This window comes from Thermodesulfobacterium commune DSM 2178 (genome assembly GCF_000734015.1).
GTDB lineage: Bacteria > Desulfobacterota > Thermodesulfobacteria > Thermodesulfobacteriales > Thermodesulfobacteriaceae > Thermodesulfobacterium > Thermodesulfobacterium commune.
Genome location: NZ_CP008796.1, coordinates 358,016 through 379,608 on the forward strand (window position 1 = coordinate 358,016; position 21,593 = coordinate 379,608).

Here is a 21,593-nt window from a genome sequence, read left to right on the forward strand (position 1 = left end):
ATGCTAACAGATTTTGATATAAAAGCGCTATTTTCTAAGTTGGCTAATATAGAACCAGGTATTTCTGATATTTTCATCCTTTCAGGTTATCCTTTTCAGGTTATGGTTTATGGAAAGATGAAAAATGTATATTTAGAAGATTTTTATGTAGAAAAATTAACCCCTCACCAAACCGAGACCATTGCTTTTAACCTTTTAAAAGAAAATCCTAGACTTTTTTTTAAACTTTTTAAAGATGGATATGCAGACCTTTCTTATTTTTTAGATGACGAAACTCGTTTTAGGGTAAACATCTTTTCTCGTCAAAAAACCTATAATATTATTATGAGAAAACTTGAGAGTAGGGTTAAAGGTATAGATGAGCTAGGTCTCCCTGAGGTTTTTTATAAAATAGCTAAAGAAAAATTTGGGATTGTGCTAGTTACTGGAGCTACAGGTCAGGGGAAAACCACTACCTTAGCTGCTATCCTTCATGAAATAAATAAGACTCAACCGGTTCATATTTTAACCTTAGAAGACCCTGTAGAATATATCCATCAACCAATTAAAGCTACCATTAATCAGAGAGAATTAGGTACAGATTTTAGCTCCTATGCAGAGGGACTTAGGGCTGCCCTAAGAGAAGCTCCTCAGGTGATTTTAGTAGGAGAAATAAGAGATAGAGAAACAATGGATATTGCCCTTATGGCAGCTGAAACAGGACATTTAGTTTTTTCTACTTTGCATACGATAGGAGCTTCTCAAACGATAAACAGGGTGATTGGTTTTTACCCTCCCGATGAAGAAAACTTTATAAGACAAAGATTAGCAGCCTCGTTAAAATGGGTTATAGGACAAAAACTCCTTCCCAAGATAGGAGGAGGAAGGATTCCCGTGTTTGATATTCTTTACAATAACTTAAGGGCAAAGGAAATTATTCTCACAGGAGAATCGGAAGGTAAAACTCTTTATGATGTTATGACCCAAGGTAAGCCTTTTGGAATGCAAACTTTTGATCAACACCTTATAGAACTTTATGAAAAAAATCTTATAGAAGAAGATTTAGCCATTTATCATGCATTAAGAAAAGATATTGTAGGAAGACAGATAGACCTTATTAAGAAAAAAAGAAGGGTTGAGGAGGAAACATTTCACTTAGAACTTGGAGGTAAAGGAGTAAAATAAGGGGTATTTATGAGGGTTGATGTTTCAGATTTATTTTTACAAAAATTAGTCGTCGGTTTTTTTTGGAAACTTTCCGATTCTTTCAGTCCTATAGCAGAGTGGTTTGAAGTTAATAAAGATTATGTTGTAAGAGAAATTAAAGATAAGGAAGACTTAATATTTTTGATTAAAAACAGACTTTTAAAGGTATTAGTGATAGGGGTTAATTCTTTAGAAGAAGCTTATGAGATCAAACAATTTTTAGATTTTAAAATCTCTGTTGAACTAAGAAGAGAGCTTGAGGTGATATATGTAAGTCCTCAGGTACAAACTTTAGACCCAAAAACTACTTTTTTATGGAGTGCTAATTTAGTTTTAAACCCTCAGCATTTATCAGAATTTTCAACCATTTATACCAAGGGTCTTTCCTATTGGGAAGATCTTTATAAACATTTTAAGAAAACTCAAAAATATTTTTTTGAAAAAAGTCTTGAGGGAGGGGTATGATGATAAAAAAAGCGGTGCTACCTGTGGCAGGACTTGGAACAAGGATGCTTCCGATTACTAAAGTAGTCCCTAAGGAACTTTTACCTGTTATAGAAAGGCCTACGATAGAGTATGTGATAGACGAAGCAATTCAGTCTGGAGTTAATACCTTGGTTTTTATCATTTCTCAAGGTAAAGGTAAGATTATAGATTACTTTGATATTGATTTAAACTTAAGGAGTTTTCTTAAAGAAAGAGGGAAAACAGAACTTTTAGCAAAGGTACAAGAGGTAGAGGAAAAGATCAAACATCTTATAGAGGTTAGACAAAAGGTGCCTGAGGGATTAGGACATGCTATCTTGATGGCAGAAAAGGCGGTAGGAAACGAACCTTTTGCTGTGTTATTAGGAGATGACCTGGTAGATGCAGATCCCCCCTGTCTCAAACAGATGTTAGAAGTTTATCAAAATTTGTTTTCAAAAAGTTCTGAAATAAGCCTTATAGGAGTTGAAGAGGTAACCTGGGAAAATGTTTCTAAGTATGGGATTATCGATGGCGAAAGGGTAGGGACCGACCTTATAAAGGTAAAAAAAGTGGTAGAAAAACCTAAACCAGAAGAAGCTCCTTCTAATTTTGCTATCATAGGACGTTATATTTTAAATCCTATAGTGTTTGATTATCTTAAAAGAATTCCTAAGGTCAACGGGGAATATCAGCTTACAGATGCTATTCAGCTTATGATAGATGCAGGACACGAGGTATATGCCTATTTATTTAAAGGAAAAAGGTTTGATACAGGAAACAAAGAAGGTTTTTTCCAGACTATTCTTCATTACGCATGTAAAGACCCTAGGCTTGAGGCAGTTTTAAGAAGTTTTTGCCAAGAACGCTTCGGTTTTTGAGATAAAAAATTTTAAACCTTAAATGTATCTTGTTGAGGTAGTCCTTCCTTTACCTTTACATCAAACTTTTTCTTACTTAAGTGACAGGTTCATCCTTCCTGGGGTAAGGTGTATTGTTCCTTTTAGAAACTCAAGGTTAATAGGGATTGTACTAAACTGTGAGTTAGTTGAGGGGAACCTCATCGATAATTCTCCTTTTACTTACAAAGAAATAGAAGAAGTAATAGACAAAGAACCTATCGTGCCTCCCAAGATGTTTCCTTTTTTTGAATGGGTTGCAAATTATTATCTATGTGCTTTAGGTTTGGTTTACAAAATTGCCCTTCCCTCTGGGATCTTTAGTCTTCCTAAAAAACGAATTTTTCTTACCTCACAAGGAAAAGAGGCTTTGAAAAAAGGAGATCTTCCTGAGGTTTTTTCTTTGATAAAAACAAAAGGATATGAGTTTAAGAGTTTTCTTAGAAAGACCAAACTTTCTTCTAAAGAATTGCAGAAATGGAAAAAACAAGGATTGATAGAAATTCAGTACTATTTTCCAGAAGTAAAAATTCCCACTGAAGTTTTTATTAAATTAAAGCCTAGTCTGTCAGAAGAAGTTATAGAAAAAAACGAAATATTACGTTATATCAATAGATTAAAAGAAGTTCCTGAGAAAATTTTAAAAAATCTTTTTTCTTCTAAAGAGGTAAACAAGTTAATCAAGAAAGGGTTTTTGGAGCGGGTAGAGTATTTGAAAATGAGAAAGATTCCTATGTTTATGTCTGTTCCAGAAAAGTATGTTTTGACTCCTTTACAGAGAAGAGTTTTTTTAAACATTAAGGAAAGACTTGATAAAGGGGGTTTTTATCCTATTTTGCTTTTTGGGGTTACAGGGAGTGGTAAGTCTTTAATATATTTAGAGGCTATAAAGGAGGTCTTAAATCAGGGTAAAAAAGTCTTAGTTCTGGTTCCTGAGATCGCGTTAACCACTTATATGGAAATGTTGTTGCTTAAGCATTTCAAAACAGAGATAGCGGTTCTTCATAGTGGTCTTTCAGCAGGAGAAAGATTTAGAGAGTGGCAAAGAATTGTTAAGGGTGAGGTTAAAATCGTGGTAGGAGCAAGGTCTGCTATTTTTGCTCCTATAGAAGGATTGGGATTGATAGTAGTGGATGAAGAGCATGATCCTTCTTATAAAGAGGAGACTCTTCCCTGTAAATATAATGCGAGAGACCTTGCTTTGGTAAGAGGGAGCTTAGAAAACATACCGGTAATTTTAGGTTCAGCTACCCCAAGCATAAAAACTTTTTACAAGGCTGTTGAAGGAAAATATGACCTTTTGGTTCTAAAAGAACGTCCTTATACACAACTTCCAGAGGTTCGTCTTATAAAAAATCCAGGTTTTAAGCTGATTACTTCATCTTTAAAAAAGGCTATAGATGAGGAAATTGCCAAAGGAAAATCGGTATTTTTATACCTTAACCGGAGAGGATATGCCCCTTTGGTTAGGTGCGAAGATTGTCATCATCTTTGGGAATGTCCTAATTGTGGTATTCCTTTAACTTATCATAAAGAAGAAGATAGCCTTTTATGTCATTATTGTGGTTTTGAATTCACTAAAACTTTAGTCTGTCCTGTTTGTAAAGGGACTAACTTAAAGTTTTATCGTGCAGGAACAGAAAGGGTGGAAGAAGAGTTAAGAAAGATTTTTCCAGAAGTAGAGATAATACGATTAGATAGGGATAGTATCAATACAGAAAAAAAGTTTTTAAAAATCATGGAAAAAATTTACCAACCTATTCCCAAAATTATCGTAGGTACCCAAATGGGGGTTCATGGGCACAACTTTCCAGGGGTAAGTTTAGTAGGAGTTTTAAGGGCAGAGGAGGGCTTGTTTATTCCTTCTTATAAAGCTGCAGAAAGAACATTCCATCTCCTTACCCAGGCAGCAGGTCGGGCTGGAAGAAAGACCGAAAGAGGTAAGGTTTTTTTCCAAACCTCTTTAGAGGAACACTATGTTATAAAGTATGCCTTAACCCAGGATTACGAAAGTTTTTATAAAGAGGAAATAGCCTTAAGGAAGGCTTTTTTGTTTCCTCCTTTTGTAAGGCTAACAGTTATAAGAGTAGAGGGTATAAAAGAAGAAATAGTAAAGCAAGAAAGTATTAAAGCTAAAGAATTTTTAGAAAAAATTATAGAGGACGAAGGATTAGAAGGGATTTGGGTGATAGGCCCCTCTCCTTGTCCTTTTAGAAAGTTAAAAGGTTTTTATCGGTGGCATATTCTTATCAAGTCAGAGAGTTATAAAAAAATTAACCAAGTTTTAAGAAGTTTTTTGGGTAAGTTTAGGGTAAAAGGTTTAAAAATAACCTACGATATAGACCCAGAAGACCTTTTATAAAGTAAATGTAACATATACATAGGTAGTTATGTCTAAAATTTAAAAACAAGATAAGTAAAAAAGATTAGGTATATAGTTTTTCAATGAAAATTTGACGGAGGAGGTCTATGAAAATTCTTATTATTATCACCAGTAGCGATCCTGAAATTATATACCATGCTATGAGGTTAGCAAATGTTGCTTCTCAAAAAGGAGAGGAAGTTTCGGTTTTTATGTTAGGAAAAGCTGTTTTATTTGAAAAGCTTTCTAACGAGCAGTTTAACATAATGGAACAAATAAATACTTTTCAAGGAGATTTTTATGCCTGAGGTGTATGTTTAAAGGCTCATGGGCTTGAGCCTTCTTCCACTTGTCCAGTAGCCTTTATGGTAGATCTTTATGAGCTTGTTAAAGAGGCAGATAAAGTTTTAACTTTTTAAAAATAAAAACCAAAACTATAGATAAGGTTTACATTTTTTAAAAAAGACATATATTATAAAAGTTGATATGATAAAAACTTCAAAGGTCAAGATAGAAAAACTGTCTTCTGAGCGGTTTTCTTCAGTATATCAATTTGACCTTAAACCTCTTGAGTTGGAAAGTTTTTTAGACGAATATATAGTAGGACAAAGAGAGGCTAAGGCGATCATTGCTACCAAGATATGTACCCACTTTCAGAAAATTAAACATTATGTTTTAAAGAGAAATGAGGATTTTGATTTTGTGAAAAACAACCTTCTTATCATAGGACCTACTGGAGTTGGTAAAACCTATATGATAAAGTTAATAGCCAAGAAAATAGGAGTTCCTTTTGTAAAAGGGGATGCAACCAAGTTTAGCGAGACAGGTTATGTGGGAGGTGATATAGAAGATTTAATTAGAGAACTTTATTGGGAAGCAGAAGGAGATCTTGAGAAAGCCCATTATGGAATGATTTTTTTAGACGAGATAGACAAGATAGCCTCTAGCGGAGAAACTATAGGACCAGACGTTTCTCGTACAGGAGTACAAAGGGCTTTGTTAAAACCTTTAGAGGAAACAACGGTAGAGATAAAATTCCCACCTGAGGCAGGTTCTGGGTTTGATCGTAAAGATATTTTTGATAAAACTCGTAAAAGAAAGATAATTCTAAACACTAAGCATGTTCTTTTTGTAGCGAGTGGTGCTTTCCAGGGTTTAGAAGATATCATTAAAAAAAGGCTAAAAAAACAAAATATGGGTTTTCTTTCTGAAATAGAAGATAGATTAGAACAAAAATTAAACTATTTAAAATTTGTCTCACCAGAAGACCTTGTGGTTTATGGTTTTGAAAGAGAGTTTGTAGGGAGATTCCCTGTTATTGTTGTATTTGATCCTCTTTCTGAGGAAGATCTTTTTGAAATTCTTGCGAATCCTAATAGTCCTATGGTTTTAAACAAAAGAAAAGATTTTAACGTTTATGGAATAACCTTAGCTTTTTCTAATGGGGCTTTAAGAGAAATTGCCAAAGTTAGTGCTAAAGAAAATACCGGGGCTAGAGCCTTGGTGATGGTATTGGAGAGAGTTTTAACCCCATATGAAAGACTCTTACCTTCTAAAGGGTTTAAACATCTTGGGGTAACTGAAGAGATGGTAAAAGACCCTGAAGGGGTCCTTCAAGCTATGTTAAACTCTCCTAAAAGTGACCGTTGGAAAGAAATCTTTAGGGCGTGTCTTTTAGAGGAAGAAGAAAGGTTTAAACGTTATCTGAATTCAAAGGGTATTTTTAAATCCGAAAGTTCTTTCGAGTTAACGCCTAAAAGGGTTGAATTGCTTTTTGATTTTTACTTAAACGAGGCTATTGAACTGACCAAAGGGTGGGAAAAACTTTGTTATGTATGGCAACAAGTTAAAAATTATGAAAAATTTTTCGAAAATAGATATAATTTAAAGATTTGCTTTTCAGATGATGCGATAGACTTCATCATGGAAAGAGCTATAAAAAAGGAAACCGGTGTTTTTAGTATTTGTGAAAAACTTATGTCTCGTTTAAAAGATGAGCTATTTTATTTAAAGGATGTTTGGGAGATAAAAGAAATTACCATAACCTCAGTTGCTTTTAAAAATCCAGAAAGACTTTATAAAGAAACCCTAAAAAATTAAAGGGTATGGTTATATGATTTACTTAGCCCTTTCGGAAGATTTGTTTAAGAAGTTAAAAGAGGCTTTAGAAAAACATAAAATTAGATATAAATTAATAGAAGACGGAGAGACCCTACTTAAATTAGCTAAAAAAGAAAAACCTAAGTTAATTATTTTGGAAAAAGATATCCCTTTGTTAGATGGATTTGCTACGACTTTACTTTTGAAGTCTAACCCAGAAACTCAAACCATACCTATAGTGGGGGTTTGTAAAGTTCCGTTAAAAGAAGAAGAACATAGGGCTAAAGATTGTGGTTGTGATGATATTTTGGTTTATCCTTTTAAAGAAGAGGAATTTTTAAACAAAGTTTTAAAGTACATAAAAAAGTAGAGGTAGAAAAGTAATGATAGGAATTTCTAAACTTTACTGTGGAACGATAGAGGCTTCAGACCCGTTAAGGTATGGAAGGCACTCGAAAAACCTTCCATCCCATCTTCTTCAATTTTCAGCAGATAAAAAACCAGTGGTAGTGTGGAACGTAACCAAGGCTTGTAATCTTAGGTGTATTCACTGTTATGCTAAGGCAGACAACAAGCCCCATCCAGAAGAACTTACAACTCAAGAAGGCATGGCTTTGCTGGAAGATTTAGCTCAATTTGGAGTGCCTGTGGTTTTATTTTCTGGAGGAGAGCCTTTGGTAAGGTCAGATATTTTGGATTTGATAAGAAAGGCTGTAGAGTTAGGAATGAGGGCTGTGCTTTCTACCAACGGAGTTTTGATAGATGAACCTTTAGCCAAGGAACTTAAAAAAATAGGGCTTTCTTATGTAGGAATTAGCCTTGATGGGTGGAAGGAAGTACATGATAGGTTTAGAGGAGTAAAAGGGTGTTTTGATAAAGTTATTTCTGCTATAGAAAACTGTAAGAAAGAAGGAATAAAAGTAGGTTTAAGATTTACAATTAATAAACTTAATGCCCAGGAAATTCCCAAGGTGTTTGATTTGGTTGAGGAACTTTCTATTCCAAGAATATGTTTTTATCATTTAGTATATGCCGGAAGAGGTAGCTCTTTGATTGATATGGATTTAGACCATGAGGAAACTCGATATTGGGTAGACTACATCATAGACCGCACCAAAGAATTACATGATAAGGGACATAAAGTAGAAGTGTTAACCGTAGATAATCATGCCGATGGTCCTTATCTATATCTTAGGATGAAAAGAGAAGGAAATCCCAGGGCAGAGGAGGTCTATGAACTTCTTAAGATGAATGGAGGTAACAACAGTGGTGTGGGTATAGGATGTATTTCCTGGGACGGAGAAGTTCATGCAGACCAGTTTTGGAGGCACTATTCTTTTGGTAACGTAAGAAAAAGACCTTTTAGTCAGATCTGGACAGATCTTTCAGATCCGTTGATGGCTAAACTTAAAGAGAAAAAGAAATATGTTAAGGGAAGATGTGCTGCTTGCAAGTTTTTGGAAGTATGTGGTGGAAACTTTAGGGTGAGGGCAGAGGCCGTTACAGGAGATGTTTGGGCCCCTGACCCAGCTTGTTATTTGACTGACGAAGAGATAGGTATAGCTTAAAAATCTACGAAGGAGACCTTTATGAATAAGATAGAAAGAGCTCTGATAAGCGTTACAGATAAAAAGGGAGTAGTGGAGTTAGCTAAAGAGCTTGAAAGCTTAGGTATAGAAATCATCTCTACCGGTGGTACAGCCAAGGTTTTGAGAGAAGCTGGGGTTAAAGTGGTAGAGATTAACGAAGTTACAGGTTTTCCTGAAATATTAGAAGGAAGAGTAAAAACGTTACACCCACATATTCATGGAGGAATTCTTTTTAAAAGAGATAACCCAGAGCATGTAGAAACTATCAAAAAACTTCAGATAAAACCTATAGACTTGGTAGTGGTAAACCTTTATGCCTTTGAAAAAGTTGTAGAAAAAGGAGGAGACTTAGAAGAGGCTATAGAAAACATAGACATAGGAGGTCCTACTTTACTTAGGGCTTCTGCCAAAAATTTTAAATATGTTACGGTAGTGGTAGACCCAGAAGATTATGAAAAGGTTCTTGAAGAAATAAGAACTTATGGTAACACCACCCTTAAAACCAGATTTGAGCTTGCTAAGAAGGTGTTTGCTTTAACCAGTCGTTATGATAGAACCATCCTTGATTACCTTTCAAGGTTTAGTGTATAAAATATGTTTTGCGTTTCTTTAGCTAAACCAAACATTAGTCAAGTTTGCGAACAGATAGAAAAATTTTCAGAAATAACAGACCTTTTTGAAATAAGAATTGATAGTTTAGAAAATCTTTCAAAAGATGAAATTCTAAAAGTTTTTTCCTATCCCTTTAGGTTTATCTTTACTTTAAGAACTTATCGAGAAGGGGGAAAAGCACAGCTTTCCCCTCAGTCTTATATAGATTGGATTCTATGGGCCTTACAACAACCTTTTTATCTGGTAGATGTAGAATGGCGTTATTTTAAGAGATATTATGAAAAATTTAATTTAACTACTTCTTTTTATGATAAATATGATAAAATTTTAGTTTCCTATCATAACTTTAACCGAACCCCTGAAAAGGGGTATCTAAAGAGGATGTTACGTGAGATGGGGGAGAAAGGAGTTAAAAAGGCCAAGATTGTGACCATGGCTAAGGTTTTTGAAGACAGTTTAAGACTTTTAGACGTAATAAGATTTGCCAAGGAGTTAGGAATAGAACTTATAACCTTTGGTATGGGAGAGGCCGGGAGGTTAAGTCGGGTGTTATGTTTACTTGCTGGATCACCTTTTACTTATGTAGCACCTTCTAAGGAAGAGGCAGTAGCACCTGGACAAATCGACCTTTTAACTGCTAAAACTATATACTCTAACCTTTTAGACCATTTACCTAAACCTTCTTGAGGATAAGCCTAATGTATGATGTATATGGAGTAATAGGATATCCTGTTAAACATTCTCTATCTCCGGTTATTCATAACTTAGGGTTTAAACTTTTGGGACTTAAGTCAGTTTACGGCACTTTTGAAGTCTCTCCTGAAAACTTTGAACAAGCAGTCATAGGAATCAAAGCCTTAGGAATTCAAGGATTATCTGTAACAGTTCCTTATAAAGAACGCATTATGAAATACTTAGACGAAATAGATAAAACTTCTTCTGAAATAGGGGCTGTAAATACGGTTGTGGTAGAAGAAGGGAGGCTTTTAGGTTTTAACACAGATTGGATAGGGGTGTTAAGGGCTTTTGAAGAAAATGGGATAACCTTGAAAGGCAAACAAGTGGTAGTAATTGGTGCAGGAGGGGCGGCTAAGGCAGTAGTTTATGCGGTAAAAAAGGCTGAAGCAAAAGAAATAGTGATTTATAACAGAACTTATCAAAAGGCGGTTGAACTTGCTCAAAAATTTGGTGGTGTACCCAAACCTTGGGATGAGTTAAACAAGGCTGAAGGAGAGATTATCATCCAAACCACAAGTGTAGGATTAAATTCCAAAGAAAGTGTAGTTGGACCAGAGGTACTTTTAAGGTTTAAGGTTGCGATGGATTTAGTTTATTCACCCCTCAAAACCACTTTTTTGACCTATGCTGAGGAAAAAGGTTGTAAGGTCATAGACGGCCTTCAAATGTTATTTTATCAAGGTATTGAGCAACTTAGACTTTGGACTAAAAAAAGTTTATCTCAAGAAAGTTTATCTATCATTCAAAAAGAGCTTTATGCCGAAGTACAGAGGAGACAAGCTTAATGAAAAGTGTTAAACCTATACTTCCTCTAAAAGGTTTAAAAAAAATTGAGATAGAATTACCTTCTTCTAAGAGTTTAACCCAAAGGGCTTTGATTTGTGCTTCCTTAGCAGAGGGGAAGTCTCAACTGGTAAATCCTTTGATAAGTGAAGATACCTTGCTTTTAAAAGACGCTTTGGTTGCTACTAACATAGAGGTTAAAGTAGTTGAGGAAGAAAAACTTTGGGAGATCAAGGGAAGTTTTCCTCCTTTACTTTCAGGTGTAAAGGTTTATTTAGGGAATAATGGTACAGGTTCAAGATTTTTCTTAAGTTATGCCTGTTTAGGGAAGGGAAGTTTTATAGATATTTACGGAAAGCCAAGGCTTCATGAAAGACCGGTAAAACATTTGGTAGAGGCTTTAAGAAAATTAAACGCAAAAATCGAATGTTTAGAAAAAGAAGGGTATTTTCCTATACGGGTAAAATCAAACGTTCTCAGGTCTGAAAACATCGTCTTACCAGGAGATGTGAGTAGTCAGTTTGTGTCTTCGTTATTGTTAATAGGGCCTTATCTTCCTAACGGTGTAGAGATTTTGATAGAAGGACCATTTTTCTCACGTCCTTACGTAGAGATTACCTTAGAGGTTATGAAAGAGTTTGGAGTTGAGGTTTATGCTGAAGAAAGATATTTTAAGGTAAGTCCTGGTAGGTATAAACCATCGGTGTATGAAGTTGAGGCTGATGCCTCAAGTTCTTCATATTTTCTAGGTTTACCTTTGATTTTAGGTGAAGGAGAGGTAGTAGTCAAAAACTATAATTATTTTTCTAAACAAGGAGATACTAAGTTTATAGAGTTTATCAAAAAGATGGGAGCTTGCGTAGAACCTCTTTATCCTAAAGGTGTAAGGGTAGCTTTTAAAGGAAGACCTAAGGCCGTAGAACTTGACTTAAAGGATACCCCAGACCTTTTTCCTACGATGTGTGTTTTAGGGGCTGTAGCTGAAGGCAAAACGATCCTTAAAGGGGCTCCACATCTTAGGTTTAAAGAAACAGACCGTATAAAAGCTATGGTGACTGAATTACAGAAGATAGGAGTTAATGCTCAAGAACTTCCTGACGGAGCTGTGATAGAAGGTACCCAGGATTTTCAGCCCGCAGAGATAGAAACTTATGATGACCACCGAATAGCTATGTCCTTTGCCCTTTTAGGGTTAAAGACCGGAAAGATTAAAATAATAAACCCTGAATGTGTAACTAAATCTTTTCCTGATTTTTGGGAATATCTGGAAGCTCTTTATGGATAAGGTGTTATTAATAGGTTTTAGGGCGGTAGGCAAAACTACCGTAGGTAGACTCCTTAGTAGAGCTTTAAATTGGGATTTTATAGACACAGACCAAGAGGTTCAAAACATTTCCGGGAAAACGATAAAAGAGATAGTCGAAACCGAAGGATGGGAGACTTTTAGGAGGATTGAAAAAGAGGTTTTGGTGAGATTGGTTGATAGAAAAAAAATAGTGATTGCTTTAGGTGGGGGAGGAATTTTACATCAACAAGAAATCAAAGCTTTAAAATCAAAAGCATTGGTTGTATGGCTTAAAGCCTCACCTGAAACCATTATAGAAAGAATGCTTAAAGATGAAAAAACCCTAAAAGAAAGACCTAAGCTTACCTCTGAAGATTTAACTTCAGAGGTTCTTCAAGTTTTAAAATTGCGAGAGCCTTTATATCGTGAGTTTGCAGACTTAAGTATAGATACCGAGCAAAAGTCTCCAAAAGAGATACTGGATTTAATCCTTAAACAATTGAAAAACCAAAATATGGTAGGGGAAATTATATGAAGATAGAAAGGTTAATTGTAGGAAGTTTTGAGGTTTGCTGTTATATCGTCTATTGTGAAGACACCAAAGAAGGAGTTATCATAGACCCTGGGGCAGAAGACCCAAGAATTTTAGAGTTAATTAAGACTTTGGGTATTAAGGTAAAAGTTATTTTAGGTACCCACGGACATCCTGATCATGTAGTAGGTGTTTCCTTTTTGAAGGAAGCTTTAAACGTTCCATTTGGGTTGCATGAGGAAGACGACAGGTTTTTTCAAGATAAAAACAATTTTTCTTTTTTTAGGTCCTGGGGTTTTCCAGAGAATCCAAAAGCAGACCTTAGGTTAAAAGAAAGTGATGAAATTGTTTTTGGAAAGGAGAAAATAAAGGTCATACATACGCCTGGACATTCTCCTGGGTCGATATGTTTTTATAATCAAAAAGAACAGGTTTTGTTTACAGGAGATACTTTGTTTGTGGAAGGGGTGGGGAGGGCAGATTTACCAGGGGGTAATTTTTTTCAGATGATGGACTCTATCAAAAAAAAGATCTTAACCCTACCTGAGGAAACCTCTATTTTTCCAGGACATGATTATGGATCTAAACCTGTATCTACGATAGGAGAGGAAAAGAATAACAATCCCTTCTTAGAAGAAATTTTATAACCTACCTATTCCTTCGTAGCTAAACCCTAAGGATTTTACCACCGAAGGTTCATAAATATTTCTCATGTCTATGATTAGAGGATTTTTCATCACCTTTTTAAGTTGAGAGAGGTCTAAAAATCTGAATTCATTCCATTCGGTAAGAAGTACCAATCCATGTGTTTCAGCAGCACAGTTTAAAGGATCAGAGGCATATTCTATGTTAAGTCCTTTGGCAGCTATTTTAAACTCTTCCATAGCTACAGGGTCATAAACCTTTACTTTTGCCCCTTTTTCTAAAAGTACGGGAATGATAGATAAAGCAGGGCTTTCTCTGACATCGCTTGTATTAGGTTTAAAAGAGAGTCCTAAAACTCCTATAGTCTTATCCTTTAAGTCTCCTAAAAATTTTTCTAATTTTTCTATTACTCTTAGTTTCTGTTTTTCGTTAACTTCTATTACTGCTTCAAGGAGTCTAAAAGGTGAACTTACTTTTCTTCCTTGATGGATAAGAGATTTTACATCCTTAGGTAGACAGGAGCCTCCAAACCCAGGCCCAGGATTTAGAAATTTAGACCCTATTCTTGGGTCTATTCCTATACCTTTAGCTACAGTAGTCACATCAGCTCCTACTTTTTCACAAAAATTGGCGATTTCATTGATAAAAGAGATTTTAGTAGCTAAGAAAGCGTTGGTTGCGTACTTGATAAGCTCAGCTGTTTCAAGGTTGGTTATGATAAAAGGAGTTTCTGCTAAATATAAAGGACGATAAATGTCTTTTATGATAGCAATGGCATAGGAACTTTCCCCTCCGATAACCACCCTATCTGGATGCATAAAATCTTCTACAGCAGAGCCTTCTCTTAAAAATTCAGGATTAGAAATTATATCCACAGCTACAGAGGTCTTTTTGTTTGAATCTATCAAGTTTTTGATCCATCTGTTGGTTCCTACCGGTACCGTACTTTTGGTAACGATAACCTTATATTCATCGATGATCTCGGCTAAAGATAGAGCTACTTCTTTTATTTGGGAAAGGTCTGCAGAGCCATCAGGATTAGGAGGTGTTCCTACACAGATAAAGACTACCAAGGAATTTTTCACTGCCTCTTCTAAGTTTGTAGTAAAAAACAGTCGATTTGCCTTTACGTTCTTTTTTACCAATTCTTCTAAGCCAGGCTCGTAAAAAGGTATGATCCCATTTTTTAGCTTGTTTATTTTTTCTTCGTCTTTATCTACACAAAATACTTTCATTCCAAAGTCTGCTAACCCTGCACCAGAAACTAACCCTACATATCCTGTCCCTATGATGGTAATGTGCATCTTTTACCTCTTAAGTCAGTAATTTAAATTATGAACGTTTTTTTTGAGTGTTAGAATCCTTAACCGTTATTTTGGTATTTTTTTTCTTAGTTTTAGCCATCTTTGTTTTTAGCTTAGAAGTTTTTTGGGTTTTTAGGGCCAACGTTTTGTCTTTCCTGTTCTTGGTAGTTTTTTGGGCGAATTTGTTAGATTTTTTAGAACTTTTAGCTACCGATTTTGCTTTGAAAATTTTGCTTTTAGATACATGATGCATCGGAATTTGTGAGGTTACCACTGTGTTAAGATATAAAGGTTCTGCTTGGTTTTCTAAAACTAATCTGCTAAACTTGATTAGTTCTTTAGAATCACGCCAAAGGCTTTCTCTTGAAGGAGCTCCAAGTACAGAGGTTATGATTAAACGATTGTTAAGCTGAAAAGCTGTTACCAAACAATGTTTAGAAGCCCTGGTAAAACCAGTTTTTCCACCTAACACATAACCTTTTAACTCTGGATCTTCTAAGAGGTTGTTAGTGTTTTTAAGTACAAGCACCCTTCCGTTTTCAGAGGCTATAATTTTTGTAGGAGTATGGATGATTTCCTTTATTAAAGGATACTTAAGAGCTTGATAAAGAATCAAGGATAATTCATAGGCGGTGGTATACTGTCCAGGAGCAGGTAACCCAGAAGCAGAAGTAAAATGAGAATTCTTTAATCCTAATTCTTTTGCTTTTTGGTTCATGTAAAGAGTAAAGTTTTCTTCAGAACCTGCCACTTCCTCTGCCAGAGCTACCGCAGCTTGGTTAGAAGATTTCATAAGCAGTAGATACAGAAGGTCTCTTACTGTGTAAACTTCTCCTTCTTTTAAAAGAGGGGCAACACTCTGGGTTTCAGCTGCATTTTTAGAAATGGTTACTTTTTTGTTTAAAGAGAGTTTGTCTAAAACCACCATTGCTGTAACCAATTTTACCGTGCTTGCAGGAGGTATTCTAAGGTTAGGATTTTTGGCAAAAAGAACTTTTCCTGTAGTTGCATCCAAAGTAACGGCAGTTATAGCGCTTATTTCAGATAAACTGTTAATCTCTTCCGTTAATCCTTGTTTTCCAAAGAGGATTAAGCAAAAAAACAGTATTAACCCTAAAAATTTTTTTATATTTTTTTTCATTTTTTCTCCTCCTTTTTTTACCTTTTAATTAAATTTAAAGCTAAAATTTAAAAAACTTTAAAAGCTTTAAAAAATATAGTTAAAACTTCAAAGATTTTTTAAAAATTACCATAAAAAACCAAAAAAGTCAAATATTAAAAAACGATAAAACTTTAAAAAAAACAAAGAATGGTTAAAATTTAATAAGAAACAGGGTTTATTTAACTAAATTACTATATTATTACGACTATTTAGAAGTTTCTGATTATGAAAAACAAAGAAGTAGCTGATATCTTATCTAAGGTAGCAGCCCTTTTAGAGATAAAGGGGGATAATCCTTACAGGATTAGGGCTTATCAAAGGGCAGCTCAAGTTATAGAGTCTTTATCTCAGGATGTAGAAGTGCTGGCTCAAGAAAATAAGTTGGAAAAACTTCCTGGAATTGGTGCAGATTTAGCAGGTAAAATCAAAGAGATTTTGCAAACAGGAACCTTAAAACTTTATGAAGAACTAAAGTCAGAAATACCACCGGTGCTTCTTACTTTTTTAGAAATCCCAGGACTTGGGCCAAAGAAAGTAAAGGTGCTTTATGAAAAGTTAAACATTTTAAGCTTAGACGAGTTGGAAAAAGCCTGTAAAGAGCATCGATTGGCTAAACTTCCTGGTTTTGGAATAAAAACCGAAGAAAATATTCTAAAAGGAATTAAACTTTTTAAAGAAAAAAGAGGAAGAAGGCCTTTAGGAGAAATTTTACCTATAGCAGAGGAAATAGTCCAAACTCTTAAAAATATAAGTCCTGTGGAACAGATTGCTATAGCCGGAAGTATAAGAAGAAGAAAAGAAACTGTCAAAGACATCGATGTGCTTATTACGTCTCAAAAGCCAGAGCAGGTAATGAAAAAGGTCACTGAACTACCTTTAGTGGAAGAGGTAATAGCCTTTGGAGAAACTAAAACAAGCGTTAGGTTAAAAATAGGTGTTCAAATGGACATAAGGGTAGTGGCTCCTGACTCTTGGGGAGCGGCTTTAGCTTATTTTACAGGTTCGAAGGCCCATAATATTAGAATAAGAGAACTTGCCTTAGAAAAAGGTTTAAAAATAAATGAATATGGAGTTTATAAAGGTGAGACTAAAATTGCTGGAAAGACTGAAGAAGAGATTTATCAAGTGTTAGGTCTTCCTTTTATACCTCCTGAACTTAGAGAAGATCGTGGCGAAATAGAAGCAGCTCTTGAAGGAAGATTGCCTAAGTTGGTAGAGTATCAGGAAATAAAAGGAGATGGACATGTACATTCAAAATATAGTGACGGCACGGCAAGCTTACCAGAAATCGTTCAAAAAGCTGAAGCAATGGGGCTTGAATGGGTGATAGTTTGCGATCATTCTCAAGGATTAAAAGTGGCGGGAGGTATACCTGTAGAAGACCTTTTTAAGAAAAAAAGAGAAATAGAAGAAATAAACAAAAGGTCCAAAAAGGTTAAACTGATTTTTGGAGCAGAGGTAGACATACTTTCAGATGGTTCTTTAGACTATCCTGATGAGGTGTTGAAAGAGATAGACTTTGTGATTGCTGCTATCCATACAGGTTTTCAGCAATCTGAAGAAATAATTACCCAAAGGATTATCTCTGCTTTAAAACATCCTTTAGTTCATGCGATAGCCCATCCTACAGGTAGGGTCATCGGAGAAAGAGAACCTTATGCCATAAACCTTCTCAAAGTAATAGAAGTAGCTGCTCAATACCAAAAAGCTTTGGAAATAAACGCTTATTATAAAAGGTTAGACCTAAATGATGTCAACGTAAGAGCAGCCATAGAAAAGGGAGTTCCTGTTATCATAGGTACTGATGCACACTTTATAGATCAGATGGATTATATACACCTGGGGACAGCTACTGCAAGAAGAGGTTGGTGTGAAAAAAGACATGTTTTAAATACTCTTTCTTATTCAGAGCTTATATCTTGGTTAAAGAGGTTAAGACCATAGGTGAAAAGAGAGTACCTTGAGCTACAACAAGTTTCAACCCATAATCTCAAAGGGTTTGACCTTAAAATTCCATTAAACGCTTTAGTCCTCATAACTGGACCTTCAGGCTCTGGAAAGAGTTCTCTTGCTATAGATACTATCGCCCAAGAAGGAAAAAATCGACTTTTAAAGATTTTGAATTATGATAAAGAATTTTACGTAACTACTTCTTATCAAGCTACTTTTTCTTCTTCTATGCCTCCTGTTTTTGCATTGGCTCAGGGTGTAAGAAATTGGTTTCCCTATAAAACCGTGGGAGAGTTTTTAGGATTGGTTAAGGTTTTAGAGGTTTTATTTTTACTTGAAGGAGAGGTTTTTTGTGCTTCCTGTGGGGCTTTTAACCGGGTACATTCTATCTCCCAGGTTATTTCTTGGTATGAAACCTTAAAAGAAGGAACTAAATTTTATTTTTTAGTTCCACTTTTAGAAATTACTCCTAAAGCCATCGAATATTTAGTTTCTCAGGGTTTTGTAAAATATCTTATAGATGACAGAGAAATAGACCTCTCAGAAGAACAACTGCCTCAAAGTTTTAAAGAAGTTTTTTTGATTTTAGATAGGATGGTTAAAGAAGGGAAGGGTAGAGATAGGTTGGTTGAAAACTTAAGAATTAGCTTTTCCCTTAGTAACGGAAGATTTTTCTTAAAAACTACCGAAGGTCTTCAAGCTCAGTTTAGTTTAAGGCCTGTTTGTTTTCGTTGCGGTAGCATTCTACCGGTAGGTTGGTCTTATTGTAAAACCTGCGGAGGTAGAGGTTATAAACAAAAGGTAGCCTGTGACACTTGTGATGGATTAAAGTTAAGAGAAGAAGTTTTAAAAAGCAGGATAGGAGATTTTAGTATAGAAGAAATCTTAAGGTTAGACCTTAAAAATTTTAAGGAGTTTTTGTCAAGGTTTTCAGAGATAAAAGGTTTAGACACGTTCATAAAGTCTTTACTATATAAGTTAGAACAGGCTGAATTTTTGGAAATAGCTTATCTTAGCCTTTCTACTCCTGTGTTTAAGCTTTCTGTAGGGGAGAAGAAGCTGATAGAGGTTTTGCAGGTTTTAACCGCAGATCTCACTCACTGTCTTTTTATCCTTGATGAACCTACGTTAGGGCTTGAAGTAGAACAGCGGGTTAAAGTGTTAGAATTTTTGAAAAATCTTGTTAAAAAAGGAAATTCATTGTTAGTCGTAGAACATGATCCTTTTTTTATCTATGAAGCTGATTTTATCATCGAGTTAGGTTTTGAGGGAGGAGAGAAAGGGGGATACTTAGTAAAAGCAGATTTTAATCCTTTGTATTTTGAAAAAAATTGCACCTTAACGTCAGCTTATTTTTCAGGAGAAAAAAGGATTGTCAAGAAAGAAAAGACAAGAGAAACTGAGATACTTGAGTTCTCCTTACCTTTGGGTCGGGTTAAGATTCTTTCTAACCGGATAAATCTCATTTACGGAAGGCCTGGGAGTGGTAAAACCAAAGTGTTTCACCAACTTTTCGAGTTTTTAGTCAATCAGGATAAACAGGTGGTTTTCAGTGATCTCTCAGTTTTTAGAAGAAAAGAGGATTGGGTTATCCAGTATCTAAACCTTTGGGACTTGTTAAGAGAAGTTTTGTCTCAACTTCCTTCGGCAAGGGTAAAAGGTCTTACCAAAAAACATTTTAGTTTCACTTCCAAAGAAGGAGTTTGTGTAGGTTGTAAGGGTAAAGGAAAAAAAATTTACAAAGAAGAAGAAACTGTGATAGAAGTTTTGTGTGAAGAATGTTTGGGTAAAAGATTAAGTTTAGAGGTATTAAACTTAGAATACAAAGGTTTTAAAATTTTTGAAGTTTTAGATTTTACTATAGAAGAGGCCTTTCAGGTTTTTTCAAACCTACCTAAGGTAAAAGAAAAGTTGATGCATCTAATAGACATCGGACTAGGGTATCTAAAACTTTCTCAAGAAGTTCAGACCCTTTCTGGAGGAGAAAAAAGTAGGCTTTCTTTAATAAAAAATTTAACTGAAAAAAAACAGGTGGAATATGTTTTTTTAGAGTTTCCCTTCGAAGGGTTACATTTAGAAGATATAAACAGACTTCATCAGTGGATAGAAAAAATGGTTGCAAAACCTATGACTTTTATTATCTTAGAGACAAACCCTTTAGCTTTATTTTTGGCTGATTTTTTAACAGAGGTTAAACACCAGAAGATAATTTTTCAAGGTTTTTTTGAGGACTGGCTAAAGGCTCAACCTGAAACACTTAAAGAAAAATTTGCGTTTTATCAACGGTTTGTGGCTAAATTTTAGAAAGAGGGAGGTTTTTTATGGATGTAAGAGTAGGAGGTATTTTATTAGGTCTCTTGTTGGTTTTGGGAGAGTATTTTGGTTCTCCTTGGGGTATTACTAACCAATCTTTTCTTAATTTATTTGTTCTCTGGTTAGGAGCTTTTTTTTCTGCCAATCTTTTTAAAGAGTGTGGCTTAAGAATACCGGCTAATCAAGAATGGACTAAAAGCCTGATTGCTGGTGTTTTAATGGGTATAGGAGCATTTTTAGCAGCAGGAGACAACGTTACCGCTTTTTTAATGCCCTTTATTAACCTTTCTGCAGGTTCTTTGGTGGTACTGGTTGGTTTATGGATAGGAGGGTTGATGGGTATAAAATATCAGCTAAAAGAGTTAGAAAAAAAACAGCAAGTTAAAGCAATACAAGTAAAATTTCCCAAGTTAAATCCTCTGTTGGCTTTGTTAAGCTTTGGGGTTTTAGTTTGGTTGTGCTTTAAGTCATGGGTCTTTGTTTTTTGGGCAGCCATAGGAATGGTTCTACAGAAAAGCAACTGGTGTATGGTGAATACGCTAAAAGAACCCTTCTTTTCAGAAAAAAACATAAATACCCAAAGTGTGGTTTTAACCTTAGGATTAGCGGTTTTAGGTATATGGGGACTCAAGTTTTACCAGGTATTAGAACCCTATACCTATGTTTTACCAAATTTTGGAGTGATAGGTTTTATCGGTGGGATAATCTTTGGGTTAGGGATGTTGCTAGGAGGATCTTGTGGAGCAAGTCTCTTTGCGAAATCAGGAGAGGGGGACCTTAAATCTTTTATTACTTTAGGAGTTTTACTAAGCTGTTATAAAGTTTTAAACTCAACCATTTCTCTTTCTTTCTTACAAGAAGGGCTAAAAAATCTAAACATTTATCTGCCAGATTATTTTGGTTATCCAGGGGCTCTTTTAATTTCATTGGTTGTGTTAGGTCTTTGGTTGACTTTGAGTTGGTGGAATGTTAAAACCAAGAAGTTGTTAAAGCGTTATTATCTTTGAGGTGGTTTATTTTAACTTTAGTAGTTTTATCAAGGTATAAGCAAGAAAAACAGCCCCTGATATCCTTATCACCCATAAATACCAGGGGCTGTTTTTAAGATAATTCCAGATAAATTGCTTTTTATTCATCTTTTACTACCTCATAAACCTCAGAGAGATGTCTGTAGCGTTCAGCAAAGTCTAAACCATATCCTACTAAAAACCCTTTTTCTACTTCAAAACCGATGTAATCTACCGGCACATCTACTTCTCTTCTTTCTTTTTTGTTGATGAGAGCACACACTTTAAGGGTTTTAGGGTTTAACTCTTTAATCCTTTCATACAAAAATTTCAAGGTAAGTCCGGTATCAACAATGTCTTCTACGATAATTACGTTTTTGCCCTCTACAGGTAATTCTAAATCTTTTACCAATTCAACATTTCCAGAAGATTTATCAGAAAGTCCATAACTTTTAACCCGAACAAAATCAACCTCTACATTAGGATTTTTAATGTGCTTAACAAGGTCTGAAAGAAACATAAAAGCTCCTTTCAACGTACCTATGAATACTACCGGTTCTTCATTAAAATCATTATCAATTTTATTCGCTAACTCTTTTATTTTGTGTAAGATATCTTTTTCAGATATAACAAGTTTTTGTTGAGGTTTTTCCATGTTAGTC

At 35.0% G+C, this 21,593-nt stretch carries 21 protein-coding genes; 17 read left to right on the forward strand and 4 right to left on the reverse strand.

Annotation, left to right across the window (positions count from 1 at the left end; genetic code table 11):
- From HL41_RS01835 to HL41_RS01900, 14 genes are all read left to right on the forward strand, one after another.
- A complete protein-coding gene (locus HL41_RS01835) occupies positions 1-1,164 on the forward strand; it encodes a type IV pilus twitching motility protein PilT (protein WP_038060021.1) in 1,164 nt (387 codons plus the stop codon).
- Positions 1,165-1,173: 9 nt separating this feature from the next.
- Entirely contained in the window at positions 1,174-1,650 is a 477-nt protein-coding gene (locus HL41_RS01840) for a hypothetical protein (protein ID WP_038060020.1), read from the forward strand.
- A complete protein-coding gene (locus HL41_RS01845) occupies positions 1,650-2,531 on the forward strand; it encodes a UTP--glucose-1-phosphate uridylyltransferase (RefSeq protein WP_051754431.1) in 882 nt (293 codons plus the stop codon). The genes HL41_RS01840 and HL41_RS01845 overlap by 1 nt, the downstream gene beginning before the upstream one ends.
- A gap of 22 nt (positions 2,532-2,553) precedes the next feature.
- A complete protein-coding gene (gene priA / locus HL41_RS01850; RefSeq protein ID WP_038060016.1) occupies positions 2,554-4,911 on the forward strand; it encodes a replication restart helicase PriA in 2,358 nt (785 codons plus the stop codon).
- Positions 4,912-5,018: 107 nt separating this feature from the next.
- Positions 5,019-5,330, forward strand: a complete 312-nt coding sequence (locus HL41_RS09915) for a DsrE family protein (RefSeq protein WP_327138727.1) — start codon at positions 5,019-5,021, stop codon at positions 5,328-5,330.
- Between the two features lie 67 nt (positions 5,331-5,397).
- Positions 5,398-7,011: an AAA family ATPase gene (locus HL41_RS01860; RefSeq protein WP_038060013.1), complete on the forward strand. Its 1,614-nt coding sequence runs from the start codon at positions 5,398-5,400 to the stop codon at positions 7,009-7,011.
- Between the two features lie 13 nt (positions 7,012-7,024).
- Positions 7,025-7,381: a response regulator gene (locus HL41_RS01865; protein WP_051754432.1), complete on the forward strand. Its 357-nt coding sequence runs from the start codon at positions 7,025-7,027 to the stop codon at positions 7,379-7,381.
- Between the two features lie 13 nt (positions 7,382-7,394).
- Complete coding sequence (gene ahbC, locus HL41_RS01870) at positions 7,395-8,579, forward strand: 12,18-didecarboxysiroheme deacetylase (RefSeq protein ID WP_038060012.1); 1,185 nt, start codon at positions 7,395-7,397, stop codon at positions 8,577-8,579.
- 21 nt (positions 8,580-8,600) lie between these two features.
- A complete protein-coding gene (locus HL41_RS01875; RefSeq protein WP_038060011.1) occupies positions 8,601-9,191 on the forward strand; it encodes an IMP cyclohydrolase in 591 nt (196 codons plus the stop codon).
- Between the two features lie 3 nt (positions 9,192-9,194).
- Positions 9,195-9,899, forward strand: a complete 705-nt coding sequence (gene aroD, locus HL41_RS08925) for a type I 3-dehydroquinate dehydratase (protein WP_051754433.1) — start codon at positions 9,195-9,197, stop codon at positions 9,897-9,899.
- 11 nt (positions 9,900-9,910) lie between these two features.
- A complete protein-coding gene (locus HL41_RS01885; protein ID WP_051754434.1) occupies positions 9,911-10,735 on the forward strand; it encodes a shikimate dehydrogenase in 825 nt (274 codons plus the stop codon).
- Complete coding sequence (gene aroA / locus HL41_RS01890; RefSeq protein ID WP_038060009.1) at positions 10,735-12,018, forward strand: 3-phosphoshikimate 1-carboxyvinyltransferase; 1,284 nt, start codon at positions 10,735-10,737, stop codon at positions 12,016-12,018. Before HL41_RS01885 ends, aroA begins: the two co-directional genes overlap by 1 nt.
- Positions 12,011-12,553 (forward strand): shikimate kinase, encoded by a 543-nt coding sequence (locus tag HL41_RS01895; RefSeq protein WP_000362064.1) that lies wholly within the window; start codon positions 12,011-12,013, stop codon positions 12,551-12,553. The genes aroA and HL41_RS01895 overlap by 8 nt, the downstream gene beginning before the upstream one ends.
- Positions 12,550-13,197: an MBL fold metallo-hydrolase gene (locus HL41_RS01900; RefSeq protein ID WP_038060008.1), complete on the forward strand. Its 648-nt coding sequence runs from the start codon at positions 12,550-12,552 to the stop codon at positions 13,195-13,197. Before HL41_RS01895 ends, HL41_RS01900 begins: the two co-directional genes overlap by 4 nt.
- Here HL41_RS01900 and HL41_RS01905 read toward each other — a convergent pair.
- Both HL41_RS01905 and HL41_RS08930 read right to left on the reverse strand, forming a co-directional pair.
- Positions 13,192-14,499, reverse strand: a complete 1,308-nt coding sequence (locus tag HL41_RS01905) for a UDP-glucose dehydrogenase family protein (RefSeq protein ID WP_038060007.1) — start codon at positions 14,497-14,499, stop codon at positions 13,192-13,194. The two genes, HL41_RS01900 and HL41_RS01905, sit on opposite strands and share 6 nt — an antisense overlap.
- Before the next feature lie 28 nt (positions 14,500-14,527).
- Positions 14,528-15,640, reverse strand: a complete 1,113-nt coding sequence (locus HL41_RS08930; protein WP_051754435.1) for a D-alanyl-D-alanine carboxypeptidase family protein — start codon at positions 15,638-15,640, stop codon at positions 14,528-14,530.
- Positions 15,641-15,886: 246 nt separating this feature from the next.
- Here HL41_RS08930 and polX point away from each other — a divergent pair, with 246 nt between their 5' ends.
- From polX to HL41_RS01925, 3 genes are read left to right on the forward strand one after another with little or no spacing between them, the layout of a single operon-like run.
- Entirely contained in the window at positions 15,887-17,605 is a 1,719-nt protein-coding gene (gene polX / locus HL41_RS01915) for a DNA polymerase/3'-5' exonuclease PolX (RefSeq protein WP_038060006.1), read from the forward strand.
- Positions 17,606-19,915, forward strand: coding sequence for an excinuclease ABC subunit UvrA (locus HL41_RS01920; RefSeq protein ID WP_038060004.1), 2,310 nt, complete (start codon positions 17,606-17,608; stop codon positions 19,913-19,915).
- A 17-nt stretch (positions 19,916-19,932) separates the two neighbouring features.
- Positions 19,933-20,931, forward strand: coding sequence for a YeeE/YedE thiosulfate transporter family protein (locus tag HL41_RS01925; protein WP_038060003.1), 999 nt, complete (start codon positions 19,933-19,935; stop codon positions 20,929-20,931).
- 6 nt (positions 20,932-20,937) lie between these two features.
- Here HL41_RS01925 and HL41_RS09825 read toward each other — a convergent pair whose 3' ends face one another.
- Positions 20,938-21,060, reverse strand: coding sequence for a hypothetical protein (locus HL41_RS09825; RefSeq protein ID WP_022854983.1), 123 nt, complete (start codon positions 21,058-21,060; stop codon positions 20,938-20,940).
- Positions 21,053-21,586 carry a hypoxanthine phosphoribosyltransferase gene (hpt, locus tag HL41_RS01930; protein WP_038060002.1) on the reverse strand — a complete coding sequence of 178 codons (534 nt, stop codon included), beginning with the start codon at positions 21,584-21,586 and terminating at the stop codon, positions 21,053-21,055. Before hpt ends, HL41_RS09825 begins: the two co-directional genes overlap by 8 nt.
- Positions 21,587-21,593 lie beyond the last annotated feature (7 nt).